Below are 15,936 nucleotides of genomic sequence, written 5' to 3'. Positions count from 1 at the left end.
GGCGCGCCCTAAGCGGGGCGCGTCAACTTACCGACCAGGCGTCGCGCGATAGGGGCGACGACCAAGACCGTTGGAAACGCAACAAGCCAACTGGTCCCCCATGAGCCGATCCAGTTACCGAAGAACGTCATATCGGTGTCCAAAACGCGCCAAGTCGCGATCGCGGAAATGATGCCGGACATCAATCCAGACAAAATGAATCCAAAGAGGATCGGTGCAAATCTTGCGGGTATCATGTGCAAACTCCTAAACTGATCGGTTTCGGTATGAAGCGATTGCGTAGGAAAGTGTATAGGGGGCGCACCCGTAAAGGTGCGACAAAAACCACAATTTTTGGCTTAGTTACCCCTGGCGCTCGTCAAAGCTTTTCATAATGAAATCAGGGGCATCGTCGCCCATGCCGACGATCGCAGGACCGTGGTCTTGATTGTTGCGGCTACGTCCTCGGCCGCCACGGGTGCGTTTTGGTTTGTCAGACTTTGGCTGTTCTTGCTCAGGCTTTGGGGCCTCGGCATGTGCGACATCCTTGGGTGCTTCGACAGTTGAAGCGTCAGCTTTGGGCGCGTCTTCCTTCACCACTTCGGACGTTTCGACCTTGTCGGCGGCAGGTTTGCGTCCGCGTCCACCACGTGAACGGGTGCGCTTTGGCTTGTCTTCTGACTTAGCCTCTTCGGTTGCAGCAGCAGGAGCGTCCTTGGGCGCCTCCGCCTTTTTAGCGGTCTCCGCCTTTGCAGCACCTTTGAGGTCAATGCGAGGGATTTCCATCTCAACGAGGCGTTCGATGTCGTCGAAGTTCTTTTCGTCGCGGGCCACGCAGATCATGATCGCGGTGCCTTTTTTGCCAGCGCGACCAGTACGTCCAATACGGTGCACATAGTCTTCGGCATGGCTTGGAACGTCATAGTTAAAGACGTGCGATACGTTTGGAATGTCCAAACCGCGGGCCGCAACGTCAGACGCTACGAGGAATCGCAAAGATCCATCGCGGAACCCATCCAGCGTGCGCATGCGGTGTGATTGATCCAGATCGCCGTGAATAGGGGAGGCGTTATAGCCATTTTTCTTCAAGTACTTAGCGACGGCATCGACATCGATCTTGCGGTTACAGAAGATGATACCGTTGCGGCACTCCTCGCCTTCGGACTCGATCAGATCACGCAAAAGGCGCTGTTTATCAGCGGCCGATTTGGTGGACTTCGCCATCACCACACCTTGTGTGATGTTTTCAGACGTCGTTGCCGCGCGGGCGACTTCGATCTTGACCGGGTTGGACAAGAACGTGTTTGTAATCCGCTCAATCTCTGGCGCCATCGTCGCCGAGAAGAACAGCGTCTGGCGGGTGAATGGCGTCAGCCCGAAGATGCGTTCGATATCAGGGATGAACCCCATGTCGAGCATACGATCGGCCTCATCGACCACCATGATCTTAACGTCAGACAGGATCAGTTTACCGCGTTCGAAATGGTCGAGAAGACGGCCAGGAGTTGCGATCAAAACGTCTACACCGCGATCGATCAGGGCGTCTTGTTCTTTGAACGATACGCCACCAATCAACAGGGCCTTCGTCAGTTTCGTGTGTTTGGCATAGGCGTCGAAGTTTTCGGCAACCTGTGCGGCCAGCTCGCGGGTCGGGGCCAGCACCAAGGAACGCGGCATACGCGCCCGTGCGCGGCCGCGCTTGAGCATGGAGATCATCGGCAGCGTGAAGCTGGCGGTTTTACCTGTACCTGTTTGGGCGATGCCAAGAACGTCCTTGCCTTCGAGGGCAGGGGGAATCGCTCCGGCTTGAATAGGGGTCGGCGTTTCGTAGCCGGTTTCTTCGACGGCCTTGAGGACCTTCTTGTCGAGATTTAAGTCACTGAATTTGGTCAATTTCTTCCTTTCGCGGAGTTTGCAGCTAGATGCCGCAATCGTCACGCGGCTGGGTTGGCCGTATTGCCACCCTTTGGGTGCGGTTGGGATACGCCCGAAGTTGTTTAAGGTCAAGTAAACAAAGGGCTTTGCGCAGAGGGGTGGAGAACTGGCACATATCCGTTGCGCAAAACATCCACCATTGGCGGCGCCGTAAGCAGTGTGACCATTCCAGACGGACGCGGTTGGGGGGCGCCATATCCATCTGTCATGTAGGGTAGGGCGGCGTCACCGGTTAACAGGAGGACGCGGTCAGTTTTGATAAATGTTCCAGCAGGCAGGCTATCTGCATCGGCCGTATGGGTTTGAAGGCGGCGCGCGCCATGGACTGCGCGTGCGCGGTGCAAATCGTCGTCCATGTGTGGCGCACTTGGTGTGCCACCCCATGCATCTTTAAACGCGTTGTAGCTTTTCCGGCGGCAGTAGGCGCATGGGCGATGCCCCGCAGCCAGTGCGACCGCTTCGTCCAGAAAGAACAACTCGGTCCAGTTGCGGCCCGTCATAACGTCACGGCGGCGGCCTTGCCAATCAAGCGTGCAACAAATCCAAGCACGGTGTTTCCACAGTGCATCGCCCATGACCTTGTCAGAGGTGTGTAATATTCCGCGATTGCCTGTGAACAATCCCCGTGACGCGTGGTCCGTGATCTGTCCATCCGGTTGAACGCGATTGTGTAGGGGCATTAGCCGTCGATCAAACTCGCGTCGCGCATGATCGTTGTCTGGAAGGTTTCTGGGTCCGTCACGGCTTCGAGTGCGCCGCGCAAAGTGACCCGTGTGCCATCTTCATAGCCGATCGGGTCGGCCATAGAGACCTGCAATGATGTGCCGTGTTCGGGTGACCCACAGAACGGGCAAAACCCGATGTCTGAAATCAGAATAAAGTCCGTGATTTCGGCACCCTCGGCCAAGGGAACCAAATAGCCAGTGATATCAAATTGTTCGATGCCGTTTTCAACGGCTGTTGGGAACACTTTGCGCACTTCATAGCTTGTGCCTGTGATGACCTCATCGACTTCAATCGCGGCCAGCAAATCCCAAGCGTCGCTTGTTTGTTCTGCGGTTGCCCCCGTTGCGAGAGCGAATGGCGCGCTTAGTGCGATCAATGAAACAGTGCGAGTGGTCATGTTCGGGCTCCTTGGTCTGCCGATAAGCTAACCGCTCATTCCCACGTCTGCCAGTGTCCAATCAAACGATCGGCAACTTGTTGCGGATCAGACTCAACCAGCCATCATTTCCTTGGTCGAGGTGAGAGAAACATCTGGGTAATCGCGGGCGACGCGGTCGATATCCCACTGCAAGCGGGTCAGGTAAACGGTGTCGCCGTCGCTGTCGGTGCCGATGTGCTGCTTGTTGGCTGCGACGAACTTATCCACCGCGTCTTTGTCACCCGAAACCCAACGTGCGGACGTGAACTGGGATTGCTCAAACCGCACAGGCAACCCGTATTCCATCTCAATACGGCTCGCGAGGACTTCGAATTGCAGCGGGCCAACGACGCCAACAATAAAGCCGGAGCCAAAGCTCGGCTTAAAGATTTTGGCCGCGCCTTCTTCGGCGAACTGCGTCAGTGCCTTTTCCAGGTGCTTTGCCTTGAGAGGATCACCCGCGCGCACGCCTTGCAGCAATTCCGGTGCAAAGGACGGGATGCCTTTGACTTGCAACGCTTCGCCTTCGGTCAGCGTGTCGCCGATGCGCAATTGACCGTGGTTGGGGATGCCGATGATATCGCCAGCCCATGCTTCTTCTGCCAATTCGCGATCAGACGCGAGGAACAACACAGGGTTTGAGATCGCCATAGGCTTTTTGGTGCGCACATGGGTCAGCTTCATGCCGCGTTTGAAATGGCCCGACGCCATGCGCACGAACGCCACGCGGTCGCGGTGTTTTGGATCCATATTGGCCTGCACCTTGAAAACGAAACCCGTCACTTTGGTTTCGTCAGGGTGAATGACGCGCGGTTGGGCGGATTGCGGCTGTGGCTCGGGGCCGAATGCGCCGATCCCTTCCATTAATTCACGCACCCCGAACGAGTTGATCGCGGAGCCAAACCAGATGGGTGTCATGGTGCCTTCAAGGACGGCTTCGGGGTCGAGTGTGGGCAGCAATTCCTTGGCCATCTCGATCTCTTCGCGGAACTGTTCCAGCAGCGCCGCAGGAACATGTTCTTCCCACTTTGGGTCGTCTAGCCCGTTGATTTCGATGCTTTCGGCAACGGTGTTACGGTCGGCGCGGTCCATAATGTCCAGACGATCGCGCAGGATGTCATAGCAGCCGATAAAATCACGACCAACGCCAATAGGCCAAGACGCAGGTGTCACGTCAATCGCAAGGTTTTCTTGGATTTCGTCAATAATCTCAAACGTATCGCGGCTTTCGCGGTCCATCTTGTTACAGAACGTCAGGATCGGTAGGTCACGCAGGCGGCAGACTTCGAATAGCTTTTGCGTTTGGGATTCAACACCCTTGGCGCCATCAATCACCATCACGGCGGCATCAACGGCGGTCAGTGTTCTGTAGGTGTCCTCGGAAAAGTCCGAGTGGCCCGGCGTGTCGACAAGGTTGTAACGCAGCGACCCTTTGGCACTGGCGAAATCAAACGACATCGCGGAGGCCGAGACCGAAATCCCGCGATCCTTTTCCATCTGCATAAAGTCGGACCGCGTGCGGCGCGCCTCACCTTTGGCGCGCACTTGGCCGGCCATCTGAATAGCCCCACCAAACAACAGGAACTTTTCCGTCAGGGTCGTCTTACCGGCATCTGGGTGCGAAATGATCGCAAAGGTGCGGCGGCGGGCAATTTCAGCGGGAAGGGGGGCACGATCTGTCATGCCCCGCGCTATAGCGGTGTGGCCGCACAAGGGCAATCGCGACGACGTATTCGGGGCTAGTTCGTGGTGGCGACCACGATTCCACCCGGCACCTCCTCACCATTTAGGGTGAATGTGCTTTGGGATGTGGTCGTATCCCCCAATACGCCAACGATTGGCGTACCGATTAAGTGACCTTCCCAGAGTGCATCGACACCGATGACATAACCGCCGCCTGTCAACGTTCCCGTTAGCGCGGCATCAACGTCATTTGGGTTTTCCGAGCCGAGTGCACCATTGGAAAACACCAAGGAGCCATTGAAGTCACTGAAGTCTTCTTCGCGATCAACTCCGGTAAACCCGCCGATCCGCCCTGTGACCTCAGCGTTTTCAAAATCCACTGTGATTTCTGCATCCCCAACCAAGGCGACGCCGACACTGGTGTCGCCCACGCCCATTGACGCTTCGCCGCGATAGGTCGACGCGCCTGTATCAGGAACCGCAGCATAGGCGGTGTTGGAGCGGGACTGAAGGCTGCTCAGGCTTGCTTCGTAGGTGCTGCGTTCATCGGCAAAATCAAGCGCGTCTTGAATGCCACCACAGGCGGACAAGGAACCACAAGCGGCAACAAGGATGAGGGCGGGGGGGGTGCGATAAATATCCATGTCGCATCGCTAGTCAAACGAGGTTAACGTGCGATTGAACTTACAATTTGAACTAAAACAATTGTTTCTTAAGTGAGGACAATCACCCGTTTGGCAGGATCAACTTGACGAGGCGCGTTTCAGCAACGAGACGATATCTGGCCTGTTGGCAAGGCTTTCGGTGACCTCAAAGTCGTGATGGGGTGCTGCCGCGTGATCGGGGATGAATTCGCCGTCGGCGACGTCTTCGGGGAGGGCCTTGCGGGTTCTGGAATCTACCAATAGCGTTTCGGCAGCGATCCCTTCTGCGTAGATGATTTGGTGATCATCAAACAAAATCTGGAAGTAATCCACGAAACCGCCGTCGAGCTGATACACGCTATCCCCATTGATCAGGTGTCTGACTTTGACCAAAACTTCGGAGCGGCCCGCGCCAAGGCGGTCTTCGCGTTGGTAAATGAACAAGCGGTGGTCGGGTGACAGGATCAGATCGCGGGAGTTAAACAGCGCGCCTGCAGATATAACGACAGGGGCAAAATCACCGACGGCCCGAAGCGTTGTTTCGCCGATCCAGCGAATTGCTTGCGGTCCGGCGTCGCGCGTCAGAACGCGGTCACCGATTTTCAGCTCTTCGATCGGAACCTGGGCGCCGGACGCCAATGTGATGTGGGTGCCACGGGCAAATCGCACGCAGGCGACATCCCCAAATTTCGCGGCTGCTGAATCGCGGTCAGCCCCAACAAGGCGATAATTGCTTTCAGGTTCGAAGGTCGCCAGTGGCATCAAATACACCTCGGCGGCCTCGTCCCCTTCGACTTCGACCAAAACCAAAGCTTCATAGGTGGTGCTGTCACGCGCCATGAGCGTGATCGTACAATCCAGATAAAGCGGGTTCCCCGGCGTTCCGACTTCCGTCTCGGGGGCAATGATGAACGCGGACCCGTCGCCTTTTTCATAGATCAACGCTTTGCGCTGCGACCCTTCTACCAACTGATAAACGTCATCGAGAACAAGTTCGTCCATGAACGACATCACGTCGCCTTCGGCCACACCGTCCGTAACCACAAAAGCGTCAGACGGGTAGACAGCTATGGTGTTCTGGTTCGACTTGGACATAGATGGAAACTCAATTCAACAGGGGTGGTCAACTGCGTTAGACCTAACTTAGAAATTGGGCCAAACGACGACAAAGTTCCGTCGGGTCAGAGGCAATTGACGCCTAGGTAACCTATGTGACTTTGTAGGCCAAGAGCATGAAACGATAACGGAGGTAGTGACATGGATATGGGAATTAAGGGTAAACGGGCGTTGGTTTGTGCGTCGTCAAAAGGATTGGGCCGCGGTTGCGCCGAGGCTTTGGCGGCTGAAGGGGTCGATTTGGTCCTGAATGCACGCGGCGCGGATGCGTTGGAAACTACTGCGCAAGCGATCCGCGATGAACACGGTGTCGATGTGGTTACTGTCGCAGCCGATGTCACGACCCAAGATGGCCAAGTCGCTGTCATTAAGGCCGCGCAAGGCGTTGATATCTTGGTGACAAACGCGGGTGGTCCACCTCCGGGGTCTTGGGCTGACTGGGGTCGGGATGATTTCATCGCCGCACTCGACGCAAACATGCTGACGCCCATTGCTCTTATCCAAGCACTGGTGCCAACGATGATGGATCGCGGCTGGGGCCGTGTGGTCAACATCACATCTGGATCGGTTAAGGCACCAATTCCTGTGCTTGGGCTGTCCAACACCGCCCGCACAGGATTGACGGGCTTTGTTGCAGGAACATCGCGTCAGATTGCTGGATCTGGTGTCACGATAAACAACTTGTTACCGGGTATTCATGCCACGGATCGTGCGCAGTCCTTGGACAAAGGCGTCAGCGACGCACAAGGCATTTCCATGGAACAAGCCAAGACAAACCGCGAAGCAACGATTCCTGCAGGGCGTTATGGCACCCGAGAAGAATTCGGCGCGGCCTGTGCGTTCCTGTGTTCTGATAAGGCCGGCTTTATCGTCGGACAGAACCTGTTGTTGGATGGCGGGGCGGTGAACGCAACGATCTAGCGTGGTGGCGGGTCATCTCTTGCTCTGGGGCGTCTGCATTGCTATCTGCCTTAATTATCCGATATTTTCGGTAAGGATTAAGGCCGTATCCACGTGACAGACGCTCCTCGCTTAGAAATCAAGTCGTTATGCCGCTCTTTTGCGGGCCGTAAGGTCGTGGACGATGTCTCGCTGTCGGTGATGGCGGGGCAGGTGACCTGCCTGCTTGGCCCGTCCGGTTGCGGTAAATCAACGACGTTGCGGATGATTGCCGGTATCGAGATGCAGGATTCTGGTTCGATATTGTCGGACGGTGAATTGCTCTGCGACACGGTCTTTCGCGTCCCGCCAGAGGGGCGCGGCATTGGGCTGATGTTTCAGGACTTTGCTTTATTTCCGCACCTAAGCGTTGCGGGCAACGTGGCCTACGGGCTGTCAGGCAGCACGCGCAGCAACCGCGCACGTGTCGAAGAATTGCTCGAACGGGTCGGGATGTCTGCCCATATCGATAACTACCCGCATGAGCTTTCTGGTGGTGAACAGCAGCGGGTCGCGCTTGCGCGGGCCTTGGCACCACGTCCACGGATCATGTTGATGGATGAACCGTTTTCAGGCCTTGATGATCGCCTGCGCGATGAAATCCGTGATGAGACTTTGGACGTTCTGAAATCTGAGGGTGCGGCTGTTTTACTGGTCACCCATGAACCGGGCGAAGCAATGCGCATGGCCGACGAGATTGCGCTGATGAGGGATGGCAAGATCGTCCAAAGAGGCGCGCCCTATAACATCTATAATACGCCCGTTGATAAAGACGCGGCTGGTTTCTTTAGTGATATCAACGTTGTGCCGTCCGAAGTGAATGGCGCGTTGGCCCATACCGCGTTCGGACGTTTCCTTGTTCCGGGCGTGGGGGATGGCACTGCCGTCGATATTGTTGTGCGGCCTCAGCATATCAAGATCGACTTTGACCGATCCGGCAAAGGCCCCAATCCGACGATTGCGGATGGCACACCCGCACGCGGTGTTGTGAAACGCGCGCGTTTTATGGGTAATGAAAGTCTGGTTGAATTTGTGCTGGATGATCGGTCTTTGATGAAAGCCATTGTTCCGTCCGTCTTCCTGCCCAAAGTCGGCACGGTGTTATGGCTGATGATCCGGCGCGACAAATGCTTCATCTTCCCGCGCAGCTAAACGTTCATAATCGATCAACCGCTTGCCGTCTTCTTCGACAAACAGGGATGGCAGCACACGCATCCCCGTAATCTGGTCAATACGCAGGTCATCGAATTTTCGTGTTGTATCGCACCAGACAACGCAGGTCCAAAGCCGTCCCCAATAATCCAGCTGAAGAGGGCGGACCGTGCGATCGCGGCCCGCAATACTAAGCGATAGTTTCTGACGTGCCCGAATGGCGGCGCGAATTTTAGGTAAATGTTGGAACCCACGGGCGGCATCCGCAAAAGGGTAAACCGCCAAGGTGTTAGGCGCATTCATTTCGGGTAGAACCCCGTCCAACTTTGCTGCAAGGCTGGACGCAGCGGCGGCTAGATCAGGGTCCTGCGCCTGTCCCATAGCCGCAAGACTAACATGCAGCGCCTCAAGTTCGGCCATGCTCAGGTTCAGCGGCGGCAGCGTGATGGCGGCGGTGACGCGGTATCCCGTGCCGCGCTCCCCCTCAATCGGGACGCCGGACGCGGCCAGCGTATCCATATCGCGATAGATCGTGCGCAAAGAGACCTCCATCGCGCGGGCCAGATCGGCGGCGCGGTGCAAATCACCATCCCGCAGGTGGCGAATCAAATTCATCAGTCTGTCAGCGCGTCTCATGAGCCCTCTCTGGTGGTTAGTTTTGTCAAAAAACTGTCAGTTGTCAATTTAGTGACACAAGAAAGCTAAAACCCTTACAAATATGGGGGTATTTTTGCAGTTTCCCCCTTTCATATCCGCCCAAGCCCCCCTAAGTCTGTTTCCTGCAATGCCAACGCGGGCCAAATGCCCGCCCCTCGTGGAGAGAACACATGCTCAACAATATCGGCCTTCCTGGCCTTCTTCTGATCGCCGTCGTGGTGCTGGTCCTGTTTGGCCGCGGCAAAATTTCGTCCCTGATGGGTGAGGTCGGCAAAGGCATCACTGCGTTCAAAAAGGGCGTTGATGACAGCAAGACCGAAATCGAAGACGCAATGGCTGATGAAGCCAAAGACGTCACGCCGTCTGAAGACGAGACCAAGGTTTAATAACCTGCTCTTTTCTCACTTAATTACCGGAGGCGTGTCTTGCCCAATCTAAGCTGGATGGAAATGTTGGTCGTCGGGATCGTGGCACTGGTTGTCATTGGTCCTAAGGATTTGCCGGGTATGTTCCGGCAAGTTGGCCAATTCGTGGGTAAGGCCAAAGGCATGGCGCGGGAGTTTTCCAGCGCCATGAATGCCGCCGCTGATGAGGCGGGCGTCAAAGACATCAACAAGACGCTTAAAGCGGCTGCTAATCCGCAGAAGTTCGGTGTCGACAAAATCCGCGAAGCAACGAAGATGCAGGGCGGATCGATGCCTGAACCTGATGCTAAGCCGGAAAACGAGACTGACAAGCTGCGTGCAACCATGACGGACGAACGCAAGGCGACCGCCAAAAAGATGAGCGATGCCATGGCCAAAGCGGCCAACGATCGTGTGGCGGCTGAAAAGGCTGCCGAAGCGGCAACCAAAGCACCAGCGGGCGCCGCGAAAGCCGCACCAAAGGCTGCAAAGGCAGCGCCAAAGACTGCGAAAGCCGCAAAACCGGCCGCCAAGCCTAAAGCCCCGCCTAAAGCCGGCGCTAAGAAAGCACCTGCCAAGAAGGCCGCGCCAAAGGCGAAGGCCAAGCCAGCAACATCTGCAAAAACAGCTAAGCCCAAGGCCGCTAAGGCCTCGAAGGACGCGAAATGAGCCAGACTGATACGTCCGAAGACGGGCTGAATACCGATGAAATGGAAGACAGTTCAGCGCCGCTGATTGAACATCTGGCGGAACTGCGCACTCGCCTAATCCGCGCCGTTCTCGCGTTCATTGTTGGCATTGTAATCGCCTTTACGGTCGCAGAACCGATCCTTCAGTTCTTGCTTGAGCCGATTGAAGCCACGCTGCGCGAACTCGGCGATCCGTCCCCGACGATGCAATATACGTCGCCACAGGAATACCTGTTCACCCTGTTCCGCATTTCGATGGTGTTCGGCTTTGCCTTGGCGTTTCCTGTGATTGGTTACCAGCTTTGGCGGTTTGTCGCCCCTGGGCTTTACAGCAAAGAGAAGGGCGCGTTCCTGCCGTTCCTGATCGCGTCTCCGGTGATGTTCCTGCTGGGTGCCTCGTTTGCGCACTTCGTTGTGACACCTTTGGCGATGGCGTTCTTCTTGGGCTTTGCTGACGTGCCGTCCCTTATCGCGGATCTTATGTCATCTTTCGTGGGCGACGCGCCTGCTGCTGCGGCTTCGACTGCGAACGAAGGCATCCGTATTACCTTCTTTGGTAAGGTGAACGAGAGCCTCGATATAACATTGAAATTCATCATGGCCTTTGGGCTTTGTTTCCAGCTTCCAGTTCTCTTGACCCTTATGGGGAAGGCGGGGCTGGTCAGCGCCGAAGGTCTGCGCAATGTACGTAAATACGCGGTTGTCGGTATTTTGCTGCTGGCTGCATTGGTGACGCCACCGGATATCATCACGCAGGTTATCCTGTTTGTCGTTGTCTACGGTCTTTATGAGATTTCCATCCAGTTGGTAAAACGCGTCGAAAAGACCCGCGAAGCCAAGCTGCGCGCCGAAGGCCTGTGGTTTGAGGATGATGAAGAAGACGAAGACCCCGCCAATGACGAAGAGTCCACGTCGTGAATGATGAAACCTTAGGCCGGATCGCAGATGCGCTGGAACGATTGTCACCAGCACCTGCGACCGCGCCTGACTTCAGCGCGGCGGCCTACGTTTGGCACGCCAATCCGGATCGTCTGGAACCTGTGCAAACCGTTAACCGCGTTGATTTGTCTTTGCTGATCGGGATCAATCGGTCGCGCGATACGCTGCACGCAAATACGGTCCAGTTTGCCAAAGGCTTGCCCGCCAACAACGCACTGCTTTGGGGCGCGCGTGGGATGGGTAAATCCAGCCTTGTCAAAGCCATCCACGGCGATGTTCAAGCCAAACATAACAAACTGAAAATCGTTGAAGTACAGCGCGAAGACTTGCCCAGCATCGGGCGCTGTCTGGCGCTTCTGCGGGGACGTCCTGAGCGGTTTATCATGTTCTGTGACGACCTGAGCTTTGGTCACGACGATGCCCACTACAAGTCGCTTAAGGCGGTTTTGGATGGTGGTATCGAAGGGCGGCCGGAAAACGTCGTGCTTTATGCCACGTCAAATCGCCGTCACTTGATGCCGCGTGACATGATCGAAAACGAACGTTCAACCGCAATCTCCCCGTCCGAAGCGGTCGAGGAAAAGGTGTCGTTGTCGGATCGGTTCGGGCTGTGGCTTGGATTTCATCCGTGCGATCAAGACCAGTATTTGGACATGATCCGTGGGTATTGCGATGCGCATGGTGTGCAGATCGACGATGACACGATGCGCGCCGAAGCCATTGAATGGCAAGCAACGCGCGGATCCCGTTCGGGGCGCGTTGCTTGGCAATATTTCGTAGACCTTGCTGGCCGCAAGGGCGTTACGGTTTAGGGCAGGTAGTCTGCGGGATCGACACTTTCGAGCCCGTCACGCACTTCAAAATGCAAGAAGGCTGGTGATCCAGCGGCCACATCCGCAATTGATTGACCTTGGGATACGCTGTCGTCTTTCTCAACGCTCAGGTTCTCCACGTTCACATAGACCGTCAGGATATTGCCTGTGTGGCGTACGACGATGATCTGTGCACCATTGGTGTTCTGCGTGATCGCAGCGATTGTCCCGGCTGCCGCGGCCTTAACCGACGTGCCAGCGGATGCGTTGATGTCGATGCCTTCATTGCGGCCCGGGTTGTATTCACGAATGATGCTGCCTTGCACCGGATAGATAAACGGTGCGCTTGTGGCGGGCGCTGGCGTTGTGATTTCGCCAATATCAGGGGCAGGAGTCGTGACCTCTGGTGTTTGTGGTGTAACGTCCACTTCTGGCAGAGGCACAACAGCGCTTGGCGGTGTCGGGGTTTGTGTCCCTTCGCCGGGTGTCGATACCGCGGCGGCTGGTTGTGCGGGTGGGGTGGCACCTGCAACAGGGATCAGCAATTGCTGGCCTTCGCGCACGGTTAGATCGGACCCGAGGCCGTTCCATTCAGACAAGGCTGCAACAGGGACATCATAAAGACGCGCGATCTGGAACGCTGTCTCGCCACGGGCGACACGGTGCAGGCCTGGTTCGATGCCAGTTTGCGCGGCCGTTGCCGGTGTTGTGGCTGTAGGTGTTGTCGTCTGCTCGCCTGCGCGCTCAATCGCGTCAGAGGCAAGTGTTGTGACGTTCACGCTCGGCGCTTGGATCGGGCCTGTGGTCAGCGCACCCGTTGCGGGTGACGGTTCGGCGACACGTGCAGGCAGGGCGACGACTTCATCGCGACGAAGCGCGATATCGGCGTCCACGCCATTGTAGGCCGCCAAAGCATTGGCATCGATGTTCAAGCGGGTTGCGATCTGGCGAACAGTTTCGCCGCGTTCAGCGACCACCACTTGGTAATTTGGGTAAGAGATCACACCACGATCATCTGGGCGTGGCCTGTTTGCAAGGTTGCGCGCCGCATCGGTTGTGTCAAATCCACCACCTAAGTTACGGATATCCCAGTCAAAATCTTGTTTGATGATGTTGCCTTCGCCATCGCAGGCCGCCAGCGTCGCTAATGCGACAGACGCCAAAAGTGCGGTGCGGAATCGTGAATAAACGGGCGTGCCCATGCCTTGCTCCTCGTATGTGCGGGGTCTTTTGCCCTGCTTTTCCTGCGTTATAGCTGTGTTTTAGTCTTTTCCCAAGCCCTCAAGCAGGGGGACAAAGCGCACTGGGCGAATTTCCTCGTACTCGAAACCTGTCTCGTTTCGGGTGACCCGAATGAGCGTTTGCACAGAATCTGACTGCCCAACCGGCAAAACCATAATACCACCCACCTTAAGCTGCGCCAAAAGAGGCCCCGGAGGGTCTTCAGCGGCTGCGGTGACAAGGATGCGATCAAACGGGGCCTGATCGGGCAACCCGTGGGACCCATCTGCGGTGAATGCTGTCAAATTGGTGATGTCCAGCGATTGAAAAATCGCGCGGGCATCGTTCATCAGGGTTTTGTGGCGATCGACGGTGTAAACGCGTCGTGCAAGGTGGCTCAGGATTGCGGCCTGATAGCCTGATCCTGTGCCGACTTCCAAGACCTTGTCGCGCGGTTGAATTTGCAACGCCTGCGTCATCAAACCAACAACGGACGGCTGGCTGATTGTTTGCCCGCACGCGATTGGCAGGGGCATGTCTTCATAGGCGCGGTCCGAAAAGTGGCCTTTGACGAATAAGGCGCGGTCGGTTTTTTCCATCGCGGTCAGGACACGTGCATCCGTAACGCCCTTGGATCTAAGGGCGAACAGGAATTGCATCTGAAGTTCGGCGCGTGTGTTCATGACATTCATTTCAAACGCTCAGTTAGGTCATCAAGGACATCGTGGGCGGTTAGATCGGCGCGCATCGGTGTGATTGAAATATAGCCGTCTAGGTTGGCCGTTACGTCCGTGCCTGCGCCGGTCTTTTGATCTTGGCGGCCACCTGTAACCCACAAGAAACGGCGCCCGTTCGGGGCGGTCATCGGTTCCATTCCGAAATTCGTCTGATCGCGGAAGCCTTGGCGCGCGACTTGCAGGCCTTTGACATCTTTAGCGGCAACGGGCGGGAAGTTGATGTTGTAGAAGGTGCGGTAGCTGTCGCTGGTCCAAATGCCCTTGTTCAATAAAGCCCGAACGGTTTCAGCGCCATGCTGCGCGGCCGCCTCGAACGGATCGTCGAGGTCTCTGTTATCTGCACCGAAAAACTGGCTCATGGCGATGCCGGGGACACCTTGCAAGGCGGCTTCAATGATGGCGCCAATGGTGCCTGAATAAAGCGCGTTGTCGGCGGCATTGTTGCCGCGGTTGATGCCAGACAAAACCAGATCAGGTTTGGCGTCTTTCATCACGTCGTAAAGGGCGGCCAATACGCAATCAGCAGGGGAGCCTTCGGCGGCGTAGCGGCGGTCCTCCAGTTTGGCAATCATTGTGGGGCTGGAATAGCTGATGCAGTGACCAACGCCCGATTGCTCAAACGCTGGGGCCACGGTCCAGACTTCGCCGCTCGGCCCAGCCACATCATGGGCAATCGCGGTCAACGTCGCCAGTCCGGGCGCGTTGATGCCGTCATCATTGGTTATTAGAATTCGCATGATCGCCTGCTTGTTTTCTATGTTGTTAAGTCAGCAGCGGCAGTGCGGCAATGGAAGAGACAGGGAAAACGCAACGCCGACCCTCAGGCGTTGCATCAAAGACTCTAGCCTGTGATCAGTGGGAGCAGGCGGGCGGCTTCACTGTGGATGTCGGCCAGTGGATCGCGGTCTTCGCCCGGAAAGAAACGCGCCCGGGTGGCTGTTGGCATCGGGTTTGGCGTGACGATCTGAACGTTTGGTCCTGTTTTTGCCGTCTCGATAGCCCATGATTTGGCCAGTGCAATTTGCGCGGCCTTGCTGGCACCGTATGATCCAAAGAATGCAGCGCCTTCACGCGGATCATCAAAGAACACGGCTTTGCCGTCCGCACCCAGCAGGGGAGCAACGTAAGAGATCAGCCGCGACGTCGCTGTGATGTTGATATCCGTCGACTTGGTGAAATCTTTGGGATTGATGTGGTGGGCAGGGGTCAGCGGTGCTGCGTGGATGGCCGTATGAAGCCACATATCAACACCGCCCCAACGATCATGAATGGATCGGCACAACTGCTGCATGGCAGCATCGACGGTAATGTCCATCGGGGCCAATGTGGCATCTCCGCCAGCGGCTTTGATACGGTCATCAAGGTCTTCAAGCGCACCAGTCGTGCGGCCAACGGCGATGATGTGATGTGTCGGGGCGAGGGCTTCTGCCAGTGCGGCGCCAAGCCCGCGTGACGCGCCAGTGATAAGAGCTGTTTTCATAGGGCCTGATTAGGACGCCCGTCGCCAAATGGCAATGTGACTTATCCAATCACGAGACGGTGGATTGTCGCGCCCTCTTGCACCATCGCCCAGCCGTCACCGATCCCAATGAGGGTTAAGTCACCCAAGAGAGTGTCCGTCTCTAAGCGTACGATGGCACCTGATCGGTCACGTAAGAGGATGTGGTTGTTATCGGGGTCTTGAAAAACGCCAATAAGTGTCATTGGGCGTAGCGGGGCTCGGACCGTTTGCGTTGCGGCTTCTGCGGTGACGGCATTGGTCGTGGCGAAAGATTCGGTTGTCATTGTCTCGGCCTATGAGGGGATCAGGCGGGGCAGGTATGCCTTCATTGCCTATCCGTCGAGTCCCATAGGTAAGAAATGCTGCAGTGCGGCGTGAATCCGC

General features: G+C 56.4%; 19 protein-coding genes. 6 read left to right on the top strand and 13 right to left on the bottom strand.

From position 1 onward, the window contains the following. Window positions 1-8 precede the first annotated feature (8 nt). The 7 genes from KO486_RS11280 to KO486_RS11250 form a co-directional block, all read right to left on the bottom strand. The gene (locus tag KO486_RS11280) at window positions 9-236 is read right to left on the bottom strand and encodes a DUF2798 domain-containing protein (protein WP_216037322.1); all 228 of its coding nucleotides are present in this window, start codon (window positions 234-236) and stop codon (window positions 9-11) included. 106 nt (window positions 237-342) lie between these two features. After that, window positions 343-1,872 (bottom strand): DEAD/DEAH box helicase, encoded by a 1,530-nt coding sequence (locus tag KO486_RS11275; RefSeq protein WP_216037321.1) that lies wholly within the window; start codon window positions 1,870-1,872, stop codon window positions 343-345. Window positions 1,873-1,982: 110 nt separating this feature from the next. Further along, window positions 1,983-2,594: a hypothetical protein gene (locus tag KO486_RS11270; RefSeq protein WP_216037320.1), complete on the bottom strand. Its 612-nt coding sequence runs from the start codon at window positions 2,592-2,594 to the stop codon at window positions 1,983-1,985. Further along, the gene (locus KO486_RS11265; protein ID WP_216037319.1) at window positions 2,594-3,037 is read right to left on the bottom strand and encodes a hypothetical protein; all 444 of its coding nucleotides are present in this window, start codon (window positions 3,035-3,037) and stop codon (window positions 2,594-2,596) included. Before KO486_RS11265 ends, KO486_RS11270 begins: the two co-directional genes overlap by 1 nt. A 93-nt stretch (window positions 3,038-3,130) precedes the next feature. After that, a complete protein-coding gene (locus KO486_RS11260; RefSeq protein WP_216037318.1) occupies window positions 3,131-4,741 on the bottom strand; it encodes a peptide chain release factor 3 in 1,611 nt (536 codons plus the stop codon). A gap of 56 nt (window positions 4,742-4,797) precedes the next feature. Next, entirely contained in the window at window positions 4,798-5,385 is a 588-nt protein-coding gene (locus KO486_RS11255) for a hypothetical protein (RefSeq protein WP_216037317.1), read from the bottom strand. Window positions 5,386-5,484: 99 nt separating this feature from the next. Next, complete coding sequence (locus KO486_RS11250; protein WP_216037316.1) at window positions 5,485-6,480, bottom strand: Hint domain-containing protein; 996 nt, start codon at window positions 6,478-6,480, stop codon at window positions 5,485-5,487. A gap of 162 nt (window positions 6,481-6,642) precedes the next feature. Here KO486_RS11250 and KO486_RS11245 point away from each other — a divergent pair, with 162 nt between their 5' ends. Together KO486_RS11245 and KO486_RS11240 are read left to right on the top strand one after the other, a co-directional pair. After that, window positions 6,643-7,422, top strand: a complete 780-nt coding sequence (locus tag KO486_RS11245; protein WP_216037315.1) for an SDR family oxidoreductase — start codon at window positions 6,643-6,645, stop codon at window positions 7,420-7,422. Between the two features lie 93 nt (window positions 7,423-7,515). Then, the gene (locus KO486_RS11240; protein ID WP_303435528.1) at window positions 7,516-8,592 is read left to right on the top strand and encodes an ABC transporter ATP-binding protein; all 1,077 of its coding nucleotides are present in this window, start codon (window positions 7,516-7,518) and stop codon (window positions 8,590-8,592) included. Here the strand turns inward: KO486_RS11240 and KO486_RS11235 are convergent. Continuing rightward, window positions 8,542-9,228 (bottom strand): HTH domain-containing protein, encoded by a 687-nt coding sequence (locus KO486_RS11235; RefSeq protein ID WP_216037314.1) that lies wholly within the window; start codon window positions 9,226-9,228, stop codon window positions 8,542-8,544. The two genes, KO486_RS11240 and KO486_RS11235, sit on opposite strands and share 51 nt — an antisense overlap. Before the next feature lie 191 nt (window positions 9,229-9,419). Between KO486_RS11235 and KO486_RS11230 the strand changes: the two genes are divergently transcribed. The 4 genes from KO486_RS11230 to KO486_RS11215 are packed head-to-tail and all read left to right on the top strand — an operon-like array spanning window position 9,420 to window position 12,093. Continuing rightward, window positions 9,420-9,635, top strand: a complete 216-nt coding sequence (locus KO486_RS11230) for a twin-arginine translocase TatA/TatE family subunit (protein WP_216037313.1) — start codon at window positions 9,420-9,422, stop codon at window positions 9,633-9,635. 39 nt (window positions 9,636-9,674) lie between these two features. Then, entirely contained in the window at window positions 9,675-10,322 is a 648-nt protein-coding gene (tatB, locus tag KO486_RS11225; RefSeq protein WP_216037312.1) for a Sec-independent protein translocase protein TatB, read from the top strand. Continuing rightward, a complete protein-coding gene (locus KO486_RS11220; RefSeq protein WP_216037311.1) occupies window positions 10,319-11,260 on the top strand; it encodes a twin-arginine translocase subunit TatC in 942 nt (313 codons plus the stop codon). The genes tatB and KO486_RS11220 overlap by 4 nt, the downstream gene beginning before the upstream one ends. Continuing rightward, a complete protein-coding gene (locus KO486_RS11215) occupies window positions 11,257-12,093 on the top strand; it encodes an ATP-binding protein (RefSeq protein ID WP_216037310.1) in 837 nt (278 codons plus the stop codon). Before KO486_RS11220 ends, KO486_RS11215 begins: the two co-directional genes overlap by 4 nt. Here the strand turns inward: KO486_RS11215 and KO486_RS11210 are convergent. The 5 genes from KO486_RS11210 to KO486_RS11190 form a co-directional block, all read right to left on the bottom strand. Continuing rightward, window positions 12,090-13,295, bottom strand: a complete 1,206-nt coding sequence (locus KO486_RS11210; RefSeq protein ID WP_216037309.1) for a peptidoglycan DD-metalloendopeptidase family protein — start codon at window positions 13,293-13,295, stop codon at window positions 12,090-12,092. The genes KO486_RS11215 and KO486_RS11210 overlap by 4 nt on opposite strands. A 60-nt stretch (window positions 13,296-13,355) precedes the next feature. After that, window positions 13,356-13,997, bottom strand: a complete 642-nt coding sequence (locus KO486_RS11205) for a protein-L-isoaspartate(D-aspartate) O-methyltransferase (protein WP_216037308.1) — start codon at window positions 13,995-13,997, stop codon at window positions 13,356-13,358. Between the two features lie 5 nt (window positions 13,998-14,002). Then, on the bottom strand, window positions 14,003-14,788 hold the full coding sequence (gene surE, locus KO486_RS11200) for a 5'/3'-nucleotidase SurE (protein ID WP_216037307.1): 786 nt from the start codon (window positions 14,786-14,788) through the stop codon (window positions 14,003-14,005). Between the two features lie 104 nt (window positions 14,789-14,892). After that, complete coding sequence (locus tag KO486_RS11195; protein WP_216037306.1) at window positions 14,893-15,531, bottom strand: SDR family NAD(P)-dependent oxidoreductase; 639 nt, start codon at window positions 15,529-15,531, stop codon at window positions 14,893-14,895. Window positions 15,532-15,572: 41 nt separating this feature from the next. Beyond that, window positions 15,573-15,836, bottom strand: a complete 264-nt coding sequence (locus tag KO486_RS11190) for a hypothetical protein (RefSeq protein ID WP_216037305.1) — start codon at window positions 15,834-15,836, stop codon at window positions 15,573-15,575. Window positions 15,837-15,936: the final 100 nt, after the last annotated feature.

The organism is Octadecabacter sp. B2R22, from assembly GCF_018861045.1.
Lineage (GTDB): Bacteria > Pseudomonadota > Alphaproteobacteria > Rhodobacterales > Rhodobacteraceae > Octadecabacter.
The sequence above is the reverse complement of the archived record's forward strand: the minus strand, read 5'-3'. Positions and strand labels throughout refer to the sequence as shown.